This is a genomic window from Cupriavidus ulmosensis (assembly GCF_977008105.1).
Map to the genome: position 1 here is coordinate 3,940,431 of NZ_CDRMWP010000001.1, position 20,803 is coordinate 3,961,233.

Here is a 20,803-nt window from a genome sequence, read left to right on the forward strand (position 1 = left end):
CAATCCCGAAGAAAAGCTCAGCGCCGCGCCGCCTGCGGCGCGGGCTTGCGCCACCACCACCACGCGCGCGCCGCCAGCAGCACGAACACCACCGCGGCATAGGCCGAGACCGTGCCGAAATCGTGCTTGCCCGCCTTGTGCCACCAGTAGTGCAGGATCCCCAGCACGGCGATGGCGTAGATGGCGCGATGCAGCCATTGCCAGCGCCGGCCGCCCAGCCGGCGGACCATCGCGCTGGTCGAGGTCGCCGCCAGCGGCACCATCAGCGCGAACGCGGCAAACCCCACCGTGATGAACGGCCGCTTGGCGATGTCCTTGACCATGTAGGCCACGTCGAAGCCGCGGTCCACCGCGAGCCACAGCAGGAAGTGCTGCAACGCATAGAAGAAGGCGAACAGGCCCAGCATGCGCCGCAGGCGCGCGAGCCAGTGCCATCCGGTGAGCCGGCGCAGCGGCGTCACCGCCAGCGTGGCGCACAGCATCACCAGCGTCCAGGTGCCGGTCGAGCGCGTGACGAACTCCAGCGGGTTGGCGCCGAACTCGCCGGCGAAGCCCAGCGCGAGCAGCCGCAGGAACGGCAGCAGCGCCAGCACCCACACCAGCGCCTTGACGATGCGCACGCGCCCCGGCGCCAGCGTGGCCAGGCCCGCCGGCGCGGGCCGCGCGGCGCGCCCGCTGCCCGCCCCGGCGCGCGGCGGCGACAGGTCCGGCCGCGCCATCAGAAGAACTTCCTCAGGTCCATGCCCTGGTACAGCGACGCCACCTGCGGCGCATAGCCGTTGAACGGCAGCGTCTTGCGCTTGGGCGCGAACAGCGCGCTGAAGCCGCCGCCGCTCTTGTCCTCGCCGATGCGGCGCTCGGTGGCCTGGCTCCAGCGCGGGTGGTCCACGTCCGGGTTGACGTTGGAATAGAAGCCGTATTCCTGCGCCGCGGCCAGGTTCCAGCTGGTGCTGGGCTGCTGGTCGACGAAGCGGATCCTGACGATGGACTTGGCGCTCTTGAAGCCGTACTTCCACGGCACCACCACGCGCACCGGCGCGCCGTTCTGGTTGGGCAGCACCTCGCCGTACAGGCCGAAGGCCAGCAGGGTCAGCGGATGCATGGCCTCGTCCATGCGCAGGCCCTCGGTGTACGGCCAGTCCAGCACGCGGCTGCCCAGCCCCGGCATCTGCTTCTTGTCGGCGAGGGTGACGAATTCCACGTATTTGGCGCCGGACTGCGGCTCGACGCGGCGGATCAGCTCGGCCAGCGAATAGCCGCTCCACGGGATCACCATCGACCAGCCTTCCACGCAGCGCATGCGGTAGACGCGCTCCTCCAGCGGCATCAGGCGCAGCAGCTCGTCGATGTCGTAGACCCTGGGCTTCTTCACCAGCCCCTCGACGGCGACCTGCCACGGCCGCGTGCGCAGCGTGCCGGCGTTGTGCGCCGGGTCGGACTTGTCGGTGCCGAACTCGTAGAAGTTGTTGTAGGTGGTGACGTCCTCGTAGGGCGTGCGCTTTTCCGGCACCACGTAGGCGTTGTTGGGCGCGGCCGCGAGCTTCCGGCCGCGCGGCGCCTGCGCCAGCGCGCTGCGCGCGAACCAGGGCGCCAGGGTGCTCCCGGCGGCGCCGGCCGCGGCCAGCGCCATCAGGCGGCGGCGCGATTCGAAGACACTGCGCGGCGTGATCTCGCTGGCGGCGATGTCGCCGCCGCGCAGCCATTTGGGAGAAGGGATCAGCATCGTTGGCATTCCTTGTTGCATGCAGGTTCGCGCGCGCCGGCCGGCGCCCGGCGCGCCTGTCCGGTTGGACCGCGCGCGCGCTCGCCTGGTGCCGGCGAATCGTGACATCTTTTTCGGCATCGCGGCGGCGGCCCCGCCACCGTCTCAGCCGTCCTGGTACTGGCGGTAGACCGCCTGCGCCAGCGCCAGCAGCGCCGCGCGCTCGAGCGGCCCGGCCAGCGCGAAGCCGAGGTCGCGGTCCACCCAGTAGAAGGCCGCGGCGGCGCCGGCACCGCCGGCATTGCCGGGCAGGCGCTCGAGCCGGAAAGCCGCGTCCGCCGTGCCGGGCGCCATGTGCCGCAGTTGCAGCGAGACGCGGCTGCCGTTGTCGGCCTCGTACATGAGCATGGCCGACGGGCCGCCCTCGGCCACGCCCAGGCGCCCTCCGATCAGGCGGTAGCCCTCGGCCCGCAGGTCGGGCACGCGCAGCGGCGCGCCCAGGCGCTTGGACAGCCAGGCCACCAGGTGCGCCTCGTCCGAGGCCGCCACTTCCACCGGATGGCGCACTTCCGGCGCGTAGACCACGTGGCTGGCCAGCGCCTCGCGCGCGAAGCGCTCGGCCGACGGCGCGCGCGCGGCGAGGTCGTCCGCGTGGCCGTGGGCGAGCCAGCCGGCCGCGCCGCCGGCCACCAGCGAGGCCATGCTGGCGGCCAGCGCCATGCGCCAGCCGGCCGCGCGCGCGGCCGGCCCGGCGGCGCGGCCTTGCAGGCGCGGCGGCAGCGCGCGCAGCGGCACCGCCTCGTTGAGCACGCCGTCGAGCGCGGCGTGCAGTTCTTGCGCCTGGCGGCGCCAGGCGCCGACGCGCCTGGCAGCCTCCGGGTGGGCCGCCAGGAACGCCTCCACCTCGGCGCGGCGGGACGGATCGAGCCGGCCGTCGGCGTAGGCATGGAGATCGGATTCGCTGATCGGCGGCATCATCATTTGACTCGCTGCAGTCCGGGGCCGCCTGCCCCGGTGCCGGGGCCACTGCCTGCGGCGATGCCGGCGGCCGGCGCGGCGCCGTCCATCAGTTCGCGCATCCGTTCGCGCGCGCGCGCCAGCCGCGACATCACGGTGCCGGCCGGCACGCCCAGCACCTGCGCCGCCTCGGCATAGGTGAACTGCTCCAGGCCGACCAGCAGCAGCACCGCGCGCTGGGCCTCGGGCAACTGGGCCAGCGCGCGCGCCAGGTCGAGCCGGAGGGCCGGGCCGGGCGCAGCGCTGGGTACGTCGGGCAGGGTGTCGGCAAAGGTCACGAGGTCGGCTCGCCGGTAGGCATTGATGCGCAGCCTGTGCATCATGGTCAGCAGCCAGGACAGCAGCCCGTCGGCGCCGTCACCCCACCAGGCACCCGCGCGCAGGCGGAAGCGCCAGCGGTAGCGCAGGGCGCGCTCGAGCGTGTCCTGCACCAGGTCGTCGGCCGATGCCGCATCGCCGGTCAGGCCACGCGCATGGCGCCGCAGACGCGGCGCCAGCGCCACCAGCTGGCGGTCGAAGCCGTCCACGGCCCCGGGCTGCGCGCGCCGCGCTCAGGGCGTGGCGACGTGCCAGACGTTGTTGATGTTGTCGCCGGCGCGGTCGCCCGGCTTGGCGTCCTTGGCGAAGCGGTACAGCGGCTTGCCGCGGTAGGCCCACTGCTTGGCGCCGTCGTCGCGCGTGATGATGGTGTAGCTGCCCATCGCGCTGGTGCCCGGCGACGCCAGCAGCGGCGGCCAGTTGGTGGCGCAGCCGCCGTTGCACGCGCTCTTGTCGCCGCTGTCGCGGTCGAAGGTGTAGAGCGTCAGGCCTTGCGGATCGGTCAGCGCGCCGTTGGCGACCTTCACCGTGGGCGGCATGTTGCCGGCCCCGCCAATGCCACCCATGCCCGAGCAGGCGGACAGCAGCACGGCGGAGCAGGCGAAGGCGAGCGCGGCGGGACGCGACAGCGAAGTCAGGGCAGGTACTGCAAAAAGGCGGGAACGGACCATGATGGGTGTCTCCATGCGGGTCGGCGCCGCCAGCCGGCGCCGTCCCTCCAGTAAACACCGGATGTGACGTGTTTATTCCATGCGGGCGAAAAAAAACCCGCCGGTCGGACGGCGGGTCTTCCTGGCGGCGCCGCGGCGGCGGCCCCCGGCATCAGAGTTCGCCGTAGCTGTGCAGGCCGGACAGGAACATGTTCACGCCGAGGAACGCGAAGGTGGTCACGAGCAGCCCGACCAGCGCCCACCAGGCCGCCACGGTGCCGCGCAGGCCCTTCATCAGGCGCATGTGCAGCCACGCCGCGTAGTTGAGCCAGACGATCAGCGCCCAGGTTTCCTTCGGGTCCCAGCTCCAGTAGCCGCCCCAGGCCTCGGCTGCCCACAGCGCGCCGAGGATGGTGGCGATGGTGAAGAAGGCGAAACCGACCGCGATCGCCTTGTACATCACATCGTCGAGCACCTCGAGCGAGGGCAGGCGGTCGGCCAGGATGCCGCGCTGCTTGAGCAGGTAGGCCGACGACACCATCGCGGCCAGCGCGAAGGTGCCGTAGCCGATGAAGTTGGCCGGCACGTGGATCTTCATCCACCAGCTTTGCAGCGCGGGCACCAGCGGCTGGATCTCGCTGGCGTCGCGGCTGACCGTGTACCAGAGCAGGAAGCCGACCGCGGCCGACACCACCAGCATCACGAACGGCCCGAGCGCGCGCGTGCCGTAGTGGCTTTCGTAGTACAGGTAAAACAGCGAGGTGATCAGCGTGAACAGCACGAACACTTCGTACAGGTTGGAGATGGGAATGTGGCCGATGTCGGCGCCGATCAGGTACGACTCGTACCAGCGCACCAGCATGCCGGTGAAGCCCAGCACCACCGCCGCCCACACCATCTTGCTGCCGATCTGCATGCCGGTCTCGGCGCGCGCCAGCAGGCCACCCCAGTAGAACAGCGTGGACAGGAACACCAGCGCGCTCATCCACAGGATGGCCGACTGGCTCGACAGGAAATACTTGAGGAAGAAAGCCTGCTCGGCGCGCGCCAGCTGGCCGTGGTAGAGCTGGATGGCGAACAGCGCCAGCACCGCCAGCGCCACCATCAGCAGCCGCAGCGGCTTCCAGTGCCAGCCCAGCAGCGCGAAGGTCGGCACCGCGGCGATCAGCACGCCCTTGTCGTAGACGTTCATCCACTCGCCGTAGCGCGCGAGCGCGAAGCCCGCGCCCAGCGCCAGCAGCAGCGCGAACAGCCAGTCGGTCCAGCCCAGGCGGCGCAGAAACGACGGCTCCAGGTAAGCCTGGTCGCCGGCGGGGATGCCGGCGCTGGCGCGGGCGGCCGTGCTCGGCGGCATGGCCGTCCTGGCCTGATTCACATTCGAAGACATAGTGGTTCCTGCTTGATTGCGGGGGCGGCCTCGTTCAATGCGCGGCCGGCGTGCCCGGGGAGGCATCGGTGGTGCCGCCCGCGCTGCCTGCATCGCTCGTACCGTTGTCGTCGCTCTTATTGTTCTCTTCGCTTGTGTCGCGCTTGTTGCCGTTGCTGCCGTTGTTGCCGTTGTTGTCGCTGTTGCTGCTTTCGCCGTCCGTGCCGCGCAGCGCGACGATGCCGGCGGCGCGGCCGACATCGTCGCGCAGCGCGGCAAACTCCTTCTCGAAGTCCAGCGTGCGGCGCTGCGTGGACATGGCCATCAGCACGTGGCTGGCGGCGCCCTGCACATTCCCGCCACCATCGGTGCTATCGGCGCCATCGGCGCCATCGCCCGCCGGGTCCTTGACCCACAGCCAGACGCGGCGCTCGCGGATGTAGAACATGGAAAACACGCCCAGCACCAGCAGCAGACAGCCAAGATACACGATGTTCTTTCCAGGCGCACGAGTCATCTGGAACACGCTGGCCTTGACCTCGGTGAAGTCATCCAGTTGCAGGAAAACCGGCGCCGTGTAGAAAAAACTGTCGGACAGCGCGTTGACGGCCTGCTGGATGAAAGCGCCGCTCTGCGCACTATTCGGCACCACCGGCAGGTTGTCGCGCGCGCGCGCCAGTTGCCACAGTTCCCACATCGAGCCGTTGAGGATCTTCAGCAGGACGTCGGCCGCCTTCTGCTGCTCGGCCTGCGGCACCGATTTCTCGAGGAACGCGGCGATCGCGGTGAAACCGCCCGGCGGCGCCTGCGGGCTGCTGCGCGTGGCGCCGGCGAACAGATCGAGCGCGCGCAGCGCGCTTTCGGCAAGCTGGCCGCGCAGGATCTCGCGCTCGGCGCCGGGCATCGACACCAGCGCGAAGCGGCGCGCCGCCTCGCCGCGCAGCGCGCGGTCCTGCAGCGCGGCGCGCAGGCGCATCCAGTCCGCCACGCTGTTCTGCTCGTCGGCGGGAATGCGCAGGTAGCGGAACGGCTCGCTGGGCGAATCGCGCATGCCGGCCAGGAACACGGTCTGGCCGTCGAGCTGCACCGGCACCATGTAGTTGTTGAATTCGCGCGCCTGGCCGTTGCGGTCGCGCAGCTTGTACTGCACCGACGGGCCCACGTTGCGCAGTTCCTTGGCGCGGTCCGGGTTGACCGCCGAGCCGAGGTGCGACTCGAGCTTCTCGTTGAACGACTTGTGCGCCACGCCGCGCGCGTCGGGCTTGCCGGAGGCGTCGGTGACGTTCTCGATGTTCATCGGGCGGAAATCGCTGAACTCCACCGTCAGGCCGTCGGCACCGGCAGCGCTGCCGGTGCCGGCCAGCGGCGTGTTGGCGCCCACCGTGCCGGCGAAGGCGAAGGTCTTGCCGCTGCCGCCCTGCATCGGGTAGCCGACGAATTTCAGCCGGGAGCCGCCGTCCTCGAAGCTCGACTGGTAGATCGCCACGCCGTCCACCACCAGCGGCTCGTTGACCTTGACGGTGGCCTCGGTGCGGCGGCCGGTGGCGCGGTCGGTGATGATCACGTCGGAGGCGAACAGCTTGGGCATGCCGGTCGAGTAGTGCTCGACGGTGAACTTCTTGAGCGTGATGGTAAACGGCAGGTCCTGCACCAGCGCGCCGTCGGCGATGTTGAGGATGGCGGTGGACACGGTCGCGCCTTCCGGCACGAAGGCGTTGCCGCGGAAGCCCGGATTGCCGGCCGACAGGCGGTGCTGCGGCGGAATGTCGGTGATCACGGCGTTGCCGCTGATCGGCGTCTTGCCGCCGAACCACATCTGCGCGCGGATCAGCATGTCGCCGTCGAGCAGGCCGCCGATGCAGATCACCACGATGGCGGTGTGCGCGAGGATGTAGCCGAGCTTGTTGGCCGAGCCGGCCTTGGCCGCCAGCAGCGTGGCGCCCTCGTGCGGCACCGCCTTGACGCGGTAGCCGCGGTTGGACAGCAGCGCGGCGAGGCGCGCCACCGCATCGGCGCGCGGCCGGCCGGCGTCGAACTCGGCGCGGTGGTGGAAGGCGCGCAGGCTGCGCTCGCGCACGTGGTCCTTCCACGAGCGCATGTCGGTGATCATGCGGGGCGCGTTGCGCGTCAGGCACAGCGAGGTGGAGACCACCAGGAAGGCCAGGATCAGCAGGAACCACCAGGAGCCGTAGACCTTCTGCAGCGACAGCGTGTGGAACAGTTCGGCCCAGAACGGCCCGAACTGGTTGACGTAGTTGGGGTACGGCTCGTTCTGCTTGAGGACCGTGCCGATCACGCTGGCGATGGCGATCACGGTCAGCAGCGTGATGGCGAAACGCATCGAGGACAGCAGCTCCACCGTGTCGCGCAGCAGGCGGTGGGAGGTCTTCAGGTGCAGTCCTGACGTGGAAGCGGTCGACATGTGCGGTGTGGCCCGGGGCCATCAAATAAAAAGAGGGTGGGCATGCTCGCGCAGGCCACCCTCTTCGATTGCCGCCGGGCTGCTTGGTTGCGCCGGCGCGGAACGACTTTGGGAGGTGGTTTCAGGCAGAAGCCTGGCGACAGTACATCAGGCGCGGCACGCCGCGCAACGACGCCAGGGTTTCCGCCTCTACCCCTCAACGCACACCGGCGACGTAGTCGGCGACGGCCTTGATCTCGGCGTCCGACATCTTGGCGGCGATCGTGGTCATCACGGTGTTGTTCTTGCGGGTGCCCTGGCGGAATGCGACCAGCTGTGCCTCGGTGTACTCGGACCACTGGCCGCCGATGCGCGGGTACTGCGCGGGAATGCCGGCGCCGGTGGGGCCGTGGCAGGCCGCGCAGGCCGGCACGCCCTTGGCCGCGATGCCGCCGCGGTAGATCTTCTGGCCGGCCTCGATGGTGTCCTTGTTCTTGGCGGTGGCCGGCTTCAGCGACTGCTTGGCCAGGTAGGCGCCGACGTCCTTCATTTCCTGCTCGGACAGCGCCGCCGCGTACGGCGACATGATGGCGTTGCTGCGGGTCTTGGCCTTGAAGTCGTCGAGCTGCTTGTGGACGTATTCGGGATGCTGGGCGGCCAGCTTGGGATTGACGGCGGCGCCGCTGTTGCCGCCGTCGCCGTGGCAGCTCAGGCAGGCGGGCACATTGCGATCGGGCGCACCTTGCGTGTACAGCGTCTCGCCCTTGGCCGGATCGGCCTTCGCGGCGGGCTGCTCGGCTGCAGATGCCAGACCCGTCATGGCGGTTGCAGGCAGGCCCAGCGCCATGACAGCCAGAAGTTTCGCAATGCGGTTCATTCGCACACCTTCTCTGATTGTTTTGAATTCCACGGAGCACGCCGCTCAGCCTCTTGCCTGCGGTGAGGACGCGCAGGGCCGGGACTTTGACATCGGAAATTCATCACGACGGCCACCCGGCCGCCTGAACCGACAACGCCCAGACGCAACCCGGATGGCGCCGCGCCCACGCAGAACGGAATCGAAATGACATCGAAACGAATCGTGCGGATGCGGCGGACCGTGCGAATATCCAGGTAGCGGACTTCCGGTGCCGACTTGCCCCGCTGTGCCGGCACCGGGTTCTTGGCGCCGCCGCAACGAGGCCGGAACCGCAGGCCGCGCTACCACGATGGAACGGACACGCAAGGCTTCCCTCATGCGCAATGAAGCGTGCCAAGGATGTCACGCGTCACGCAATCGGGAGGCCGTTAACCGCGTTATTGTACAATAAATCGTGTGCCGGATAGAGGATGTGCGCGCTGCGACGCGGCCCGACGCCACCCCCGGCCAACCCGGTGGCCCAAGTGCCGCCCGCCTTACTCACTTCGGCGCGACCGCGCCGGCAGCGCCAATCTCGCGCGCGCCGCCGCCGCCCCGCCTCATTGCCCACGCGCATGTCCCTCCTACACCAGGCCCGCTTCTTCGTCACCGTCAACCACCTGCGCGACCTGCCCGCCACGGCGGTGCCGGAAGTGGCCTTCGCCGGCCGCTCCAACGCCGGCAAATCGACCGCCATCAACGTGCTGTGCAACCAGAAGCGGCTGGCCTTCTCCTCGCGCACGCCGGGCCGCACCCAGCACATCAACTATTTCGCGGTGGCGCCGGTCAAGGCGCCGGACCCGCTGGCCTTCCTGGTCGACCTGCCCGGCTACGGCTACGCGCAGGTCTCGGGCTCGGCCAAGTTCCACTGGCAGGGGCTGCTCAGCGACTACGTGCAGACCCGCACGCAGCTCGCCGGGCTGGTGCTGATGATGGACGCGCGCCGCCCGTTTACCGACCTCGATTGCCAGATGGTGGAGTGGTTCCTGCCGACCGGCCGGCCCATCCACGTGCTGCTGACCAAGGCCGACAAGCTGACCAACAGCGAGAACGCCCTGGCCCTGCGCGAGACGCGCAAGATCCTGGCCGGCTACGCCGGGCAGCTCGACACGCCGGTGGCGCTGACGGCGCAGTTGTTCTCCAGCCTCAAGCGGCGCGGCATCGAGGAAGCGCAGCGCGTGGTGGCCGGCTGGATGGGGCTGCCCGAGGCGCAGCCGGCGGCGGCGCCGGGAACGGAGCCGGAGACCGGGCCGGGAACCGAACCGGCGCCGGCCGAAGGCGCGCCGGACCCGGCCGCGGAATAGCCACGGAATAGCCGCCGCCGCGTACCCGGCGCTGCGCAAAAAAAACCCCGTTGCAAGCAACGGGGGCGAACTTTCCCGCCGGTTGAGGGCGGGTACCCGCTCAGGGAGGAGTAGCGGGGGACGCTGCATCGCGCAAGCGCAACACAGGGTGTCCGCGAGTATGATAGCGGGCACGATCAAAAGTTTAGTTTTTCTTGCCCGGCAGCCTGCCCGATCACGCGCGCGCCACATCGCGGCCGGCGGCGGCCATGTCCAGCCTCTGCGCCATCTCCGCCCATCTCCTGCCGACCGGTCCCGATTTTTTCTCCCGACTCCCTCACCTCAAGCCATGTCCACTTTCCCCGAGTACCGTCCGCGCCGCATGCGCCGCGATGATTTCTCGCGCCGGCTGATGCGCGAAAACCGCCTGTCGCCGGACAACCTGATCTACCCGGTGTTCATCCTCGACGGCCACAACCAGCGCCAGAGCGTGGCGTCCATGCCGGGCGTGGAGCGCGTCTCGGTGGACCTGCTGCTGCCGGTGGCGGAGGATTGCGTGAAGCTGGGCATTCCGGTGATCGCGCTGTTCCCGGTGATCGACCCGTCGCTCAAGACGCCGGACGGCATCGAGGCCACCAATGCCGAAGGCCTGATCCCGCGCGCCGTGCGCGCGCTCAAGGACCGCTTCCCCGAACTGGGCGTGCTCACCGACGTGGCGCTGGACCCGTACACCAGCCACGGCCAGGACGGCGTGCTCGACGACAACGGCTACGTGATCAACGACATCACCGTCGAGATCCTGGTCAGGCAGGCGCTCACGCAGGCCGAGGCCGGCGTGGACATCGTGGCGCCGTCCGACATGATGGACGGCCGCATCGGCGCGGTACGCGCCGCGCTCGAGAACGACGCCCACATCCACACCCGCATCATGGCCTACTCGGCCAAGTACGCGTCGGCGTTCTACGGCCCCTTCCGCGACGCGGTGGGCTCGGCGGCCAACCTGGGCAAGGGCAACAAGATGACCTACCAGATGGACCCGGCCAATACCGACGAGGCCCTGCGCGAAGTGGCGCAGGACATCATGGAAGGCGCCGACATGGTGATGGTCAAGCCCGGCATGCCGTACCTGGACATCGTGCGCCGCGTGAAGGACGAATTCCGCTTCCCGACCTACGTCTACCAGGTCAGCGGCGAGTACGCGATGCTCAAGGCCGCCGCGCAGAACGGCTGGCTGGACCACGACAAGGTCATGATGGAGTCGCTGCTGGCCTTCCGCCGCGCCGGCGCCGACGGCATCCTGACCTACTTCGCGCGCGACGCGGCCCGCCTGCTCACGCGCTGAACCGGCACGGATGCAACTGCTAGGCTTCTCCGCCAGCCAGGTCCACCAGCTCGCCTCGCTCGACGAGGCGCGCGACTTCCTCGCCGGCAACGCGGCCGCGCGCTTCGTGTGGGTCGACACGCCGATCGAGGAAGTCGGCGCGGCGCCGGCCGCGTGGCGCGACAGCGTGCAGGTGCTGACCGGCGCGCCGGTGCTGGACCTGCATCTGCTCGACGCCACCAACCCGTCGCATCCGTCGTATTTCGACACGACCCATGCCTACGACATGGTGGTCTTCCGCAAGCTCACCTTCGAGACCAGCCGGCTGATCGCCGAGGCCGGCGGCGAGCCGGCGCCGGCGAACGCGGCGGCTCCGGCCGCGCCAAATGCACCGCCGCCGCCGGTAGCGCCGGCGGCCAACGCGGCGACAACGCCCGCCACCACGGCCACCACCACGGCCGCCCGGCCGGCCGCGGCCAAGCCGCGCCGCTACCCGCCGGGCTTCCTGCCCGCGCTGGCGCGCATCGATACCCAGCCGGTCACCTGCTTCGTGTTCGACAACGTGCTGCTGACGGTGCGGCCGGCGCAGTCGCGCACGCTCGACCAGGTGCGCCAGCGGCTGCTCGAGCTATGCCGCGAGCCGCGCCCGCAGCCGGCCGGCAAGGCGCGCGCCAACGGGCAGGCCGCGCTGGTGCACGGCATCCGCCCGCCGACGCGCCCCGAGGACCTGATGCTGCGGCTGCTCAACGCGATGGTGGACCGCTACCTGGAGCTGCGCGCGCCGCTCACGCGCCAGCTCGACCGCTGGCAGCGCGCGCTGCTCAGCACGCGCCGCAGTTTCTCCAGCTGGGAAGGACTGCTCGACGCGCGCATCGAGCTGCGCCGGCTCGAGCACCTGTGCGAGGAGCAGCACGACGCGCTGCAGGAATTCCGCGACAGCCTGCTCGACAACAGCTACAGCATCGAAAGCGAGGGACAGTCCGGCCCGGCCGGCCGCGACGATGCGCTGCTGGTGCGCATCAACGACGTGATGGAGCACATCTCGCGCGTGCTCGCGCACGCGCGCCGGCTCGAGGACTCGATCGAATCCGCGGTGCAGATCCATTTCTCGGCGGTGGCGCACCGCACCAACCGCACCATGCGCACGCTGACGCTGATCACCGCGCTGTTCATGCCGCTGACCCTGATCACCGGCATCTTCGGCATGAACTTCGAGCGCATGCCGTGGCTGCGCGAGCCGCAGGGCTTCTGGTGGTCGCTGGGGCTGATGGGCGCGGTGGTGGTGGTGCTGGGCGTGGTGTGGGCGCTGGGGCGGCGGCTGGAGCAGAACTGAACCGCTCCCGGCCCGTACCGGATCCGGATCCGCGCCGGCTCAGGCGCTGGCGTTGGCGCCGAACGCGCGCGACAGGCTGTCGAGAAAGCGCGCGGCCGGCTGGTAGCCGATCACGCGCACCGGCCGCTCGCGCCCGTCGGCGCCGTACAGGATGATGCCGGGCGGGCCGAACAGGCCGAAGCGCTTGAGCAGCGCGCGATCGTCGGCATTGTTGCGGGTGACGTCGGCCTGCAGCATCACCACGCCGGACAGGCGCGCGCGCACGCGCTCGTCGCTGAACGTGAAGCGCTCCATCTCCTTGCAGCTCACGCACCAGTCCGCATAGAAATCCAGCAGCACCGGCTGGCCGGCGGCGGCGGCCCGCGCCACGCGCGCGTCGAGTTCGGCCAGCGAGCGCACGCGCTCGAAGCGCACCTCGGGCAGCCGGCCTGCGGTGGCCTCCGGAACCGCCCGCAGCGCCGCCAGGTGCGCCAGCGGCTGCAGCGGATCGCGGCCGCCCGAGGCCAGCCCCAGCAGCAGGATGGCGGCGGCCAGCGCGGCCAGCAGGCCGAGGCCCTTGCCCACGCGGGCCAGCCCGTGCGGGTCCGGGCCGAGCGCGTCGAAGGCGCTCAGGAACACCGCGCCCACCAGCAGCAGCGCGGCCCAGCCCGTCATCAGGGCCCAGGCCGGCAGCACCGGGCTGACCATCCACAGCGCCACGCCCAGCAGCAGGAAACCGAAGAAGCGCTTGGTCATCTCCATCCAGCGGCCGGCGCGCGGCAGCAGGTTGCCCGCGCCCACGCCCACCAGCACCAGCGGCACGCCCATGCCGAGCGCCATCGCGAACAGCGCGCCGCCGCCGGTGACGGCGTCGCCGGTGCGCGCGATATAGGCCAGCGCGCCCGCCAGCGGCGCCGTCACGCAGGGGCCGACGATCAGCGCGGAGATCGCGCCCATGACCGCGGCGCCCACCAGTTGCCCGCCCTGGCGGCGGTTGGACGATTCGGTCAGGCGGGCCTGCCAGTGCTGCGGCAACTGCAGCTCGTACAGGCCGAACATGGAGAGCGACAGGGCTACCATCAACGCGGCGAACAGCGCCAGCACCCAGGGCGCCTGCAACGCCGCCGACAGGCCTTCGCCGAGCAGGCCGGCGGCCACGCCGACGCCGGTGTAGACCACCGCCATGCCGAGCACGTAGGACAGCGACACCAGCAGCGCGCGGCCGCGCGTGACGTGCTCGCCCACCACGATGGAAGACAGGATGGGCACCATCGGCAGCACGCACGGCGTGAAGGTCAGCAGCAGGCCGAGGCCGAAGAACAGCGCGGCGACCAGGCCGAGGTTGCGGCTGGCCAGCGCGCCGGCGATGCGGTCGTTCTCGTCCACCGCGGCCGGCAGGCGCGCGGCGGGAGCCGGAGCGGCCGGCGCGGCGCCGACACTGTCGGCACTGCCGACGCTACCCGCGCCCTCCGCCTGGGCGGCGCCACCCGCGGGGCTGGACTCGGGCCTGGCGCGCTTGCCGAACAGGCCGTCCAGCATGCCGCCGCCGACCTTGAAGACGTGCGCCTGCGGCGGGTAGCACAGGCCCTTGTCGGCGCAGCCCTGCGAGGTCACCGCCAGCGACCACTTGCCGTCGGCGGGCAGCGACGCGACCGGCACGCGGATGGTCACGCCGCCGTGATAGGTCTCCATCTCCTTGCCGAAGGTCTCGTCGAACTTGACCTTGCCGGGCGGAAAGACCGGCGTGCCGAGCCTGACCGAGGCCGGCTGCGCGGCGAACGCGAAGCGGTCGCGGTAGAGGTAGTAGCCGTCGGCCACGTCGAAGCGGACCTCGACGGTCTGCGGGTCCAGCTGGCGCGCGGCAAAGCGGAAGGCCTGCTCGGGCGGCAGGAAATCGTCCTCGCTCGCGGCATGCGCGGTGCCGCCGAGGCAAAGGCAAAGCACGGCCAGCAGCGCCGCCGACAGCGCAACCAGGAAACGCGCCGCGGCACTTTGCCGCACCACCGCGAACCGGCGGCCAAACGCGCCCGACGCCACTGCGAAACCCATGCTCTGTCCTTGAAAATCGTTGGTTCATCCGACCGCCGCGGGCATCGCCGCCGCGGCCGGCCGTTGCTACGCCTGTGTGTCCCCGCCTGCGGCCGGGCGCGTTTCCGCGGCCACCCAGGCGAGGTAGGGCGCGAAGCCCGCCGCCACGGGCAGCGCGACGATCTCCGGCACCTCGTAGGGATGGGCCTGGCGGATCGCCGCTTCCAGCGCGGCGTAGCGGTCGCGCGTGGTCTTGATCAGCAGCGGCCATTCGCGGGCGGTCTCGAGCTGGCCGCGCCACCAGTATTCCGACTCGCACGGCGCGAGCCGGTTCACGCAGGCCGCCAGGCGCGAGGCGAGCACGGCGCGCGCCACGCGCGCGGCGGCCTCGGCATCGGGCAGCGCCGTCATCACCAGCAGCATCGTCCGGCCCGGATCGTCCGCCGCGCCCGGATCGCCCGTTCCGCCCGTTCCACCCATCTCTCCGTCGCTCATCGCTCGTCTCTCACTCGCCACGCGGCTCCGCAAAACAAAAGAGCCAGGCATCAGCCTGGCTCGATTGTAAGCGGTGTCCGCGCCTGCCGCCGGGACCGATGGTCGCGGCGGCGGGACGGCATCGACCTTATTCCGCGGCTTCTTCGGCCGGGGCTTCGGTGATTTCCGGACGGTCGACCAGCTCGACCAGCGCCATCGGCGCATTGTCGCCCTGGCGGAAGCCGAACTTCAGGATACGCGTGTAGCCACCCGGACGGGCGTTGTAGCGCGGGCCCAGTTCGGTGAACAGCTTGGTGACGATGTCGCGGTCGCGCAGGCGGGCGAAGGCCAGGCGGCGGTTGGCAACGGTGTCCTTCTTGGCCAGCGTGATGAGGGGCTCGACGACCTTGCGCAGTTCCTTGGCCTTGGGCAGGGTGGTCTTGATCAGCTCGTGCTGGAACAGCGAGTTGGACATGTTGCGCAGCATCGCGAGACGGTGCGACGAGGTGCGGTTCAGTTTCCGCAAACCATGACGGTGACGCATGATGATTCCTTTATTGCAATGTTTGACCAGCTCTTCTATCGCTTGGCCGGGACATTCCCCGGTTCGGCGCGGGCCGGTAGTCGGTTGAAGCGGCCGGCACATGCCGGCTGCCGGAATCGCCGCGCGCCGCGCGGGGACCAGCCCCGCGCGGCACGCAGCGACATTACTTCTCGAGGCCTGCGGGCGGCCAGTTCTCGAGCTTCATGCCAAGGGTCAGGCCGCGCGAAGCCAGCACTTCCTTGATTTCGTTGAGCGACTTGCGACCCAGGTTCGGGGTCTTCAGCAGCTCGTTCTCGGTACGCTGGATCAGATCGCCGATGTAGTAGATGTTCTCGGCCTTCAGGCAGTTGGCCGAGCGCACCGTCAGCTCCAGGTCGTCGACCGGGCGCAGCAGGATCGGGTCGATCTGCGGCGTGCGGCTCGAGGCGGCTTCCGCCGACGACTCGGTGCCTTCCAGCGCGGCGAACACGGACAGCTGGTCGACCAGGATGCGGGCCGACTGGCGGATCGCTTCCTCGGGCGAGATCACGCCGTCGGTCTCGATGTTCATGACCAGCTTGTCGAGGTCGGTACGCTGCTCGACGCGGGCCGATTCCACCGCGTACGACACGCGGCGCACCGGCGAGAACGAGGCGTCCAGCACGATGCGGCCGATGACCTTGCCCGATTCGTCGCCGAACTTGCGCACGTTGCCCGGCACGTAGCCGCGGCCCTGCTCGACCTTGATCTGCATGTCGAGCTTGCCGCCGGCCGACAGGTGAGCGATCACGTGGCCGGGGTTGATGATCTCGACGTCGTGCGGCAGCTCGATGTCGGCAGCCGTGACCACGCCTTCGCCTTCCTTGCGCAGCGACACCGTGACTTCGTCGCGGTTGTGCAGCTTGAAGACCACGCCCTTCAGATTGAGCAGCAGGTTGACCACGTCTTCCTGCACGCCATCGATGGTGGAGTACTCGTGGACCACCCCAGCGATCGTGACTTCGGTCGGGGCGTAGCCGACCATCGACGACAGCAGCACGCGACGCAGGGCGTTACCGAGCGTATGGCCGTAGCCACGCTCGAACGGCTCCATCACGACCTTGGCGTGGTGGTCGCCCAGCGGCTCTACGGCGATGATTTTAGGCTTGAGGAGTGCTGTTTGCATTAGGTTGTCCTTTTCAATACCCTCGGCTCGTTACACCGATAAGGCTGACGTATGGAACCTGAAAATCCCATCGTACGATGGGCAATAAGCCCGGCGCGCGGCAGCGCGTCGGGCTGAAAGTGAAGCTTGACGGGAAACGCAAGCCCCTGACCGTTCGATGGTGTCGGACAGATTCGAGCGATTAGCGCGAATACAATTCGACGATCAGGCTTTCGTTGATGTCACCCGAGATATCGGCGCGGTCCGGCACTTGCTTGAACGTGCCTTCGAACTTCTTCGCGTCAACGCTGACCCATTGCGGGAAACCCGACTGCTCGGCCAGCGACAGGGCCTCGGCGATGCGGACTTGCTTCTTCGACTGCTCGCGGATGGTGATGACGTCACCGGCCTTGACCTGTGCCGACGGCACGTTCAGGGCCTGGCCGTTCAGCAGGATCGCCTTGTGCGAGACCAGCTGGCGCGCTTCGGCGCGGGTCGAGCCGAAGCCCATGCGGTAGACGACGTTGTCCAGGCGCGATTCCAGCAGTTGCAGCAGCTTCTCGCCGGTGTTGCCCTTGCGGCGGTCGGCTTCGGCGAAGTAGCGGCGGAACTGGCGCTCGAGCACGCCGTAGATGCGCTTGACCTTCTGCTTTTCACGCAGCTGGTTGCCGTAGTCGGAGGTGCGTGCACCGGAGGTGCGGCCGTGCTGGCCCGGCTTGCTGTCCAGCTTGCACTTGTCGGCAAGCGAGCGGCGTGCGCTCTTCAGGAACAGGTCGGTACCTTCACGGCGGGAGAGTTTGGCCTTCGGGCCGATATAACGTGCCACTTTATCTTCCTTCCTGATCGATCGCGGCGCCTTCTGTACGCGCCGCGAGTCCGCCTGCTCCGCCCTTGCGGGGCGCCGAGTGGCGGACGGTGGGCTTATCCAGCGCACGCCCCGCAGGGTGCGCGCAAAAGCATGACTGGCTGCGCCGGGCCGCGGAACAAGGCTTCGATCCGACAAACGCAAGGCGCAAAACGAAAACCTGCCGCAAAGCTGATGCAGCAGGTGAACGTGCGATAGTACCACACCGGAACACCGGCAGGAAAACCCCGCCGGCTATCCGGGTACGACGGCGTCGCTCAGATGCGGCGGCGCTTCGGCGGACGGCAGCCGTTGTGCGGCACCGGCGTCACGTCTTCGATCACCGAGATCTTGATGCCCAGCGCGTTCAGCGCGCGGACAGCGGACTCACGGCCAGGGCCGGGGCCCTTGATGCGCACGTCCAGGTTCTTGATGCCCTGGTCTTGCGCCACGCGGCCGGCGTTCTCGGCTGCGACCTGGGCTGCGAACGGGGTCGACTTGCGCGAACCCTTGAAGCCCTGGCCACCCGAGGTCGCCCACGCCAGGGCGTTGCCCTGACGGTCGGTGATCGTGATGATGGTGTTGTTGAACGAAGCGTGGACGTGCGCAATGCCGTCGGCAACGTTCTTCTTGACCTTCTTACGCGCGCGCTGGGCGGCGTTGTTCGGACCTTTTGCCATTAGTTTCTTCCTCTGCCTTCGGCTTTACTTCTTCAGAGCCACGCCGGCCTTACGCGGACCCTTGCGGGTACGGGCGTTGGTGCGGGTGCGCTGACCGCGCATCGGGAGGCCCCTGCGGTGACGGACGCCACGATAGCAACCAAGGTCCATCAGACGCTTGATGTTCATCGTGGTTTCACGACGCAGGTCACCCTCGACCGTGGCCTTGCCGACTTCGTCACGAAGCTTTTCCAGGTCGGCGTCGGTCAGGTCCTTGACCTTCTTGTCAAACGGAACGCCGGTGGCCTCGCAAATCTTGCGGGCGCGCGAGCGGCCGATACCGTAAATAGCCGTCAGGCCGATCTCGGTATGCTTGTGGTTCGGGATGTTAACCCCTGCGATACGTGCCATTCGTCAATCCTCTTTACGATTAGCCTTGGCGTTGCTTGTGGCGGGGATCCGACGAGCAGATCACGCGCACGACACCGTTGCGCTTGATGATTTTGCAGTTGCGGCAAATGCGCTTAACAGAAGCCAGCACTTTCATGATTTTCCTCTTCCTTCAATTCCTGTTCGCTTCACTTCGTCCGAAAGACGATACGCGCGCGTGACAGATCATATGGAGTCAGCTCAACCGTCACCTTGTCACCCGGAAGAATCCGGATGTAGTTCATTCTCATCTTCCCGGAGATGTGGCCCAGCACTACGTGGCCATTCTCCAGTTTGACTCGGAACGTCGCATTGGGAAGGTTTTCCAGGACCTCCCCCTGCATCTGGATGACGTCGTCTTTTGCCATACCTAGCCCGTACCGACCCGGCTTCAGCGCAAGGTCAAATTACCCTTGAAATTCGCTTTCTTCAGCAGGGACTCATATTGCTGCGACATGACATAGGACTGGACCTGGGCCATGAAATCCATCGTGACGACCACGATGATCAGCAGCGAGGTTCCGCCAAAATAGAACGGAACGTTCCAGCGCAGTACCAGGAATTCCGGCAACAGGCAGACCAGTGTGATGTAGATCGCACCAGCCAGCGTCAGACGCACAAGGATCTTGTCGATGTAGCGCGTCGTCTGCTCGCCCGGACGAATGCCCGGAATGAAGGCACCGCTTTTCTTCAGGTTGTCCGCCACTTCACGGCTGTTGTACACCAGGGCCGTATAGAAGAAGCAGAAAAATACAATCGCAGCAGCGTACAGCAGGATGTAGACCGGCTGGCCCGGCGACAGCGTTGCCGCCAGGTCCTTGATGAACCGGCCCGCAGCGCCCGTCGAGTCAGAGGTGAACCAGCCCGCGATGGTCGCCGGGAACAGGATGATCGACGATGCGAAGATCGGCGGAATCACCCCGGCCATGTTCAGCTTCAGCGGCAGGTGCGACGACTGGCCGCCGTACACCTTGTTGCCGACCTGACGCTTGGCATAGTTCACCAGGATCTTGCGCTGGCCGCGCTCGACGAACACCACGGCGAAAGTCACGCCGGCGATGATCGCCACGATCAGGATCGACGCGATGATGCTCATCGAACCGGTGCGAACCAGCTCGAAGAGACCGCCGATCGCGTTGGGCAGGCCCGCCGCGATACCGCCGAAGATGATGATCGAGATGCCGTTGCCCAGACCCCGCTCGGTGATCTGCTCACCCAGCCACATCAGGAACATCGTGCCGGTCACCAGCGTGATCACCGCCGTGGCCCGGAACATCAGCCCCGGGTCGATCACCAGGCCGGGCTGGGATTCCAGCGCGACCGCGATCGACAGCGCCTGGAAGGTGGCCAGGACCACCGTGCCGTAGCGCGTGTACTGCGTGATCTTGCGTTGACCCGCCTGCCCTTCCTTCTTCAGCGACTCCAGCTGCGGCAGCACGATCGTCAGCAACTGCATGATGATCGACGCCGAGATGTACGGCATGATGCCGAGCGCGAAGACGGTAAAGCGCGACAGCGCACCGCCCGAGAACAGGTTGAACATCCCGAGGATGCCACCCGACTGACTCTGGAAAAGCTTCGCGAGCTGTTCAGGATCGATGCCCGGCACCGGAATATGCGCTCCGATGCGGTACACGATCAAGGCCAGCACCAGGAACATCAGCCGGCGCTTGAGGTCGCCGTACTTCGCCGTGTTCTTGGCTTGCGTGCTTGCATTGGGTTTCGCCGTGGCCAAACGATGCTCCGACTGTGACTCGCCTATGCTGCGAAATCAGCTGCTAAATTACGCCGCGATCTGACCGCCGGCGGCTTCGATCGCAGCCTTGGCGCCAGCGGTGGCACCCAGACCCTTGATCGTCACCTTGCGGGTCAGCTCACCGGCCTTGATGACCTTGGCGCTCTTGACCAGATCAGCCACCAGGCCAGCCTGCTTCAGAACCAGCAGGTCCACTTCGGCCGCTTCCAGACGCTCGATGTCGCGCAGGCTCACCTCGGCGGTGAATTCCTTCGTCAGCGAGGTGAAGCCGCGCTTCGGCAGGCGACGATACAGCGGCATTTGACCGCCTTCGAAGCCGACCTTGTGGAAGCCGCCCGAACGCGACTTCTGACCCTTGTGGCCACGACCGGCAGTCTTGCCCAGGCCGGAGCCGATACCGCGGCCGACGCGACGCTTGGCGTGCTTCGAACCGGCGGCCGGTTTCAGGTTGTTCAGTTGCATCTTGCTCTCCGTGTCCGGTATCAGGCCAGAACCTTGACCAGGTACGACACCTTGTTGATCATGCCGCGCACGGCGGGCGTGTCCTGCAGCTCCGACACCGAGTTGATGCGGCGCAGGCCCAGGCCACGGACGGTGGCGCGATGATCCTCGCGCGTGCCGATCAGGCTGCGCACGAGTTGCACTTTTACGGTTTGTTGCGACATTTCGTCCGACTCC

General features: G+C 68.3%; 23 protein-coding genes. 3 read left to right on the forward strand and 20 right to left on the reverse strand.

The features are described from left to right. Positions 1-17 precede the first annotated feature (17 nt). From msrQ to ACWTPI_RS18180, 8 genes are all read right to left on the reverse strand, one after another. Complete coding sequence (gene msrQ, locus ACWTPI_RS18145; protein ID WP_454732290.1) at positions 18-719, reverse strand: protein-methionine-sulfoxide reductase heme-binding subunit MsrQ; 702 nt, start codon at positions 717-719, stop codon at positions 18-20. Next, positions 719-1,723: a protein-methionine-sulfoxide reductase catalytic subunit MsrP gene (gene msrP, locus ACWTPI_RS18150; RefSeq protein ID WP_454732291.1), complete on the reverse strand. Its 1,005-nt coding sequence runs from the start codon at positions 1,721-1,723 to the stop codon at positions 719-721. Before msrP ends, msrQ begins: the two co-directional genes overlap by 1 nt. 144 nt (positions 1,724-1,867) lie before the next feature. Then, positions 1,868-2,680, reverse strand: a complete 813-nt coding sequence (locus ACWTPI_RS18155) for an anti-sigma factor family protein (RefSeq protein ID WP_454732500.1) — start codon at positions 2,678-2,680, stop codon at positions 1,868-1,870. Next, complete coding sequence (locus ACWTPI_RS18160; protein ID WP_059416010.1) at positions 2,680-3,246, reverse strand: RNA polymerase sigma factor; 567 nt, start codon at positions 3,244-3,246, stop codon at positions 2,680-2,682. Before ACWTPI_RS18160 ends, ACWTPI_RS18155 begins: the two co-directional genes overlap by 1 nt. A gap of 24 nt (positions 3,247-3,270) precedes the next feature. Further along, positions 3,271-3,708: a COG4315 family predicted lipoprotein gene (locus tag ACWTPI_RS18165; protein WP_020203830.1), complete on the reverse strand. Its 438-nt coding sequence runs from the start codon at positions 3,706-3,708 to the stop codon at positions 3,271-3,273. A gap of 151 nt (positions 3,709-3,859) precedes the next feature. Continuing rightward, positions 3,860-5,074 carry a c-type cytochrome biogenesis protein CcsB gene (ccsB, locus tag ACWTPI_RS18170; protein WP_454732292.1) on the reverse strand — a complete coding sequence of 405 codons (1,215 nt, stop codon included), beginning with the start codon at positions 5,072-5,074 and terminating at the stop codon, positions 3,860-3,862. Positions 5,075-5,108: 34 nt separating this feature from the next. Next, the gene (locus tag ACWTPI_RS18175; RefSeq protein ID WP_454732293.1) at positions 5,109-7,475 is read right to left on the reverse strand and encodes a cytochrome c biogenesis protein ResB; all 2,367 of its coding nucleotides are present in this window, start codon (positions 7,473-7,475) and stop codon (positions 5,109-5,111) included. 196 nt (positions 7,476-7,671) lie between these two features. After that, the gene (locus tag ACWTPI_RS18180; protein ID WP_029043788.1) at positions 7,672-8,331 is read right to left on the reverse strand and encodes a c-type cytochrome; all 660 of its coding nucleotides are present in this window, start codon (positions 8,329-8,331) and stop codon (positions 7,672-7,674) included. A 596-nt stretch (positions 8,332-8,927) separates the two neighbouring features. Between ACWTPI_RS18180 and yihA the strand changes: the two genes are divergently transcribed. From yihA to ACWTPI_RS18195, 3 genes are all read left to right on the forward strand, one after another. Beyond that, positions 8,928-9,656, forward strand: a complete 729-nt coding sequence (gene yihA / locus ACWTPI_RS18185; RefSeq protein ID WP_020203834.1) for a ribosome biogenesis GTP-binding protein YihA/YsxC — start codon at positions 8,928-8,930, stop codon at positions 9,654-9,656. A gap of 328 nt (positions 9,657-9,984) precedes the next feature. Next, positions 9,985-10,977, forward strand: coding sequence for a porphobilinogen synthase (gene hemB, locus ACWTPI_RS18190; protein WP_029043789.1), 993 nt, complete (start codon positions 9,985-9,987; stop codon positions 10,975-10,977). Positions 10,978-10,987: 10 nt separating this feature from the next. Continuing rightward, entirely contained in the window at positions 10,988-12,289 is a 1,302-nt protein-coding gene (locus ACWTPI_RS18195) for a magnesium transporter CorA family protein (protein ID WP_454732294.1), read from the forward strand. A gap of 39 nt (positions 12,290-12,328) precedes the next feature. Here the strand turns inward: ACWTPI_RS18195 and dsbD are convergent, their stop codons facing one another. The 12 genes from dsbD to rpmD all read right to left on the reverse strand — a co-directional run bounded on the left by dsbD (position 12,329) and on the right by rpmD (position 20,790). Beyond that, entirely contained in the window at positions 12,329-14,317 is a 1,989-nt protein-coding gene (gene dsbD, locus ACWTPI_RS18200; protein WP_454732295.1) for a protein-disulfide reductase DsbD, read from the reverse strand. 66 nt (positions 14,318-14,383) lie between these two features. Beyond that, the gene (gene cutA, locus ACWTPI_RS18205; RefSeq protein WP_454732501.1) at positions 14,384-14,776 is read right to left on the reverse strand and encodes a divalent-cation tolerance protein CutA; all 393 of its coding nucleotides are present in this window, start codon (positions 14,774-14,776) and stop codon (positions 14,384-14,386) included. Between the two features lie 142 nt (positions 14,777-14,918). Beyond that, on the reverse strand, positions 14,919-15,314 hold the full coding sequence (rplQ, locus tag ACWTPI_RS18210; RefSeq protein ID WP_029043791.1) for a 50S ribosomal protein L17: 396 nt from the start codon (positions 15,312-15,314) through the stop codon (positions 14,919-14,921). Positions 15,315-15,477: 163 nt separating this feature from the next. Continuing rightward, positions 15,478-16,458 carry a DNA-directed RNA polymerase subunit alpha gene (locus ACWTPI_RS18215; protein WP_017225222.1) on the reverse strand — a complete coding sequence of 327 codons (981 nt, stop codon included), beginning with the start codon at positions 16,456-16,458 and terminating at the stop codon, positions 15,478-15,480. Between the two features lie 181 nt (positions 16,459-16,639). Beyond that, positions 16,640-17,263, reverse strand: coding sequence for a 30S ribosomal protein S4 (gene rpsD, locus ACWTPI_RS18220; RefSeq protein ID WP_020203841.1), 624 nt, complete (start codon positions 17,261-17,263; stop codon positions 16,640-16,642). 296 nt (positions 17,264-17,559) lie between these two features. Continuing rightward, a complete protein-coding gene (rpsK, locus tag ACWTPI_RS18225) occupies positions 17,560-17,961 on the reverse strand; it encodes a 30S ribosomal protein S11 (RefSeq protein ID WP_017225223.1) in 402 nt (133 codons plus the stop codon). 24 nt (positions 17,962-17,985) lie between these two features. Next, complete coding sequence (rpsM, locus tag ACWTPI_RS18230) at positions 17,986-18,351, reverse strand: 30S ribosomal protein S13 (RefSeq protein WP_020203842.1); 366 nt, start codon at positions 18,349-18,351, stop codon at positions 17,986-17,988. A gap of 19 nt (positions 18,352-18,370) precedes the next feature. After that, positions 18,371-18,487, reverse strand: a complete 117-nt coding sequence (rpmJ, locus tag ACWTPI_RS18235) for a 50S ribosomal protein L36 (protein ID WP_008642959.1) — start codon at positions 18,485-18,487, stop codon at positions 18,371-18,373. A gap of 31 nt (positions 18,488-18,518) precedes the next feature. After that, entirely contained in the window at positions 18,519-18,737 is a 219-nt protein-coding gene (gene infA / locus ACWTPI_RS18240; RefSeq protein WP_010812378.1) for a translation initiation factor IF-1, read from the reverse strand. 23 nt (positions 18,738-18,760) lie between these two features. Further along, positions 18,761-20,104: a preprotein translocase subunit SecY gene (gene secY / locus ACWTPI_RS18245; protein WP_020203843.1), complete on the reverse strand. Its 1,344-nt coding sequence runs from the start codon at positions 20,102-20,104 to the stop codon at positions 18,761-18,763. A gap of 48 nt (positions 20,105-20,152) precedes the next feature. Then, positions 20,153-20,587 carry a 50S ribosomal protein L15 gene (rplO, locus tag ACWTPI_RS18250; RefSeq protein WP_020203844.1) on the reverse strand — a complete coding sequence of 145 codons (435 nt, stop codon included), beginning with the start codon at positions 20,585-20,587 and terminating at the stop codon, positions 20,153-20,155. Between the two features lie 20 nt (positions 20,588-20,607). Then, positions 20,608-20,790 (reverse strand): 50S ribosomal protein L30, encoded by a 183-nt coding sequence (gene rpmD, locus ACWTPI_RS18255; RefSeq protein WP_006160440.1) that lies wholly within the window; start codon positions 20,788-20,790, stop codon positions 20,608-20,610. Between the last annotated feature and the right edge of the window lie 13 nt (positions 20,791-20,803).

What these genes read in the sequence shown, in the direction of transcription:
- ACWTPI_RS18195 (WP_454732294.1), top strand. Translation starts at nt 10,988, where the DNA reads ATGCAACTGCTAGGCTTCTCCGCCAGCCAGGTCCACCAGCTCGCCTCG.
- msrQ (WP_454732290.1), bottom strand. Translation starts at nt 719, where the DNA reads ATGGCGCGGCCGGACCTGTCGCCGCCGCGCGCCGGGGCGGGCAGCGGG.
- ACWTPI_RS18155 (WP_454732500.1), bottom strand. Translation starts at nt 2,680, where the DNA reads ATGATGCCGCCGATCAGCGAATCCGATCTCCATGCCTACGCCGACGGC.
- yihA (WP_020203834.1), top strand. Translation starts at nt 8,928, where the DNA reads ATGTCCCTCCTACACCAGGCCCGCTTCTTCGTCACCGTCAACCACCTG.
- ACWTPI_RS18180 (WP_029043788.1), bottom strand. Translation starts at nt 8,331, where the DNA reads ATGAACCGCATTGCGAAACTTCTGGCTGTCATGGCGCTGGGCCTGCCT.
- rpmD (WP_006160440.1), bottom strand. Translation starts at nt 20,790, where the DNA reads ATGTCGCAACAAACCGTAAAAGTGCAACTCGTGCGCAGCCTGATCGGC.
- rpsM (WP_020203842.1), bottom strand. Translation starts at nt 18,351, where the DNA reads ATGGCACGTATCGCAGGGGTTAACATCCCGAACCACAAGCATACCGAG.
- ACWTPI_RS18175 (WP_454732293.1), bottom strand. Translation starts at nt 7,475, where the DNA reads ATGTCGACCGCTTCCACGTCAGGACTGCACCTGAAGACCTCCCACCGC.
- infA (WP_010812378.1), bottom strand. Translation starts at nt 18,737, where the DNA reads ATGGCAAAAGACGACGTCATCCAGATGCAGGGGGAGGTCCTGGAAAAC.
- ACWTPI_RS18215 (WP_017225222.1), bottom strand. Translation starts at nt 16,458, where the DNA reads ATGCAAACAGCACTCCTCAAGCCTAAAATCATCGCCGTAGAGCCGCTG.
- cutA (WP_454732501.1), bottom strand. Translation starts at nt 14,776, where the DNA reads ATGGGTGGAACGGGCGGAACGGGCGATCCGGGCGCGGCGGACGATCCG.
- rpsK (WP_017225223.1), bottom strand. Translation starts at nt 17,961, where the DNA reads ATGGCAAAAGGTCCGAACAACGCCGCCCAGCGCGCGCGTAAGAAGGTC.
- ACWTPI_RS18165 (WP_020203830.1), bottom strand. Translation starts at nt 3,708, where the DNA reads ATGGTCCGTTCCCGCCTTTTTGCAGTACCTGCCCTGACTTCGCTGTCG.
- rpmJ (WP_008642959.1), bottom strand. Translation starts at nt 18,487, where the DNA reads ATGAAAGTGCTGGCTTCTGTTAAGCGCATTTGCCGCAACTGCAAAATC.
- hemB (WP_029043789.1), top strand. Translation starts at nt 9,985, where the DNA reads ATGTCCACTTTCCCCGAGTACCGTCCGCGCCGCATGCGCCGCGATGAT.
- rplO (WP_020203844.1), bottom strand. Translation starts at nt 20,587, where the DNA reads ATGCAACTGAACAACCTGAAACCGGCCGCCGGTTCGAAGCACGCCAAG.
- msrP (WP_454732291.1), bottom strand. Translation starts at nt 1,723, where the DNA reads ATGCTGATCCCTTCTCCCAAATGGCTGCGCGGCGGCGACATCGCCGCC.
- ccsB (WP_454732292.1), bottom strand. Translation starts at nt 5,074, where the DNA reads ATGTCTTCGAATGTGAATCAGGCCAGGACGGCCATGCCGCCGAGCACG.
- rplQ (WP_029043791.1), bottom strand. Translation starts at nt 15,314, where the DNA reads ATGCGTCACCGTCATGGTTTGCGGAAACTGAACCGCACCTCGTCGCAC.
- dsbD (WP_454732295.1), bottom strand. Translation starts at nt 14,317, where the DNA reads ATGGGTTTCGCAGTGGCGTCGGGCGCGTTTGGCCGCCGGTTCGCGGTG.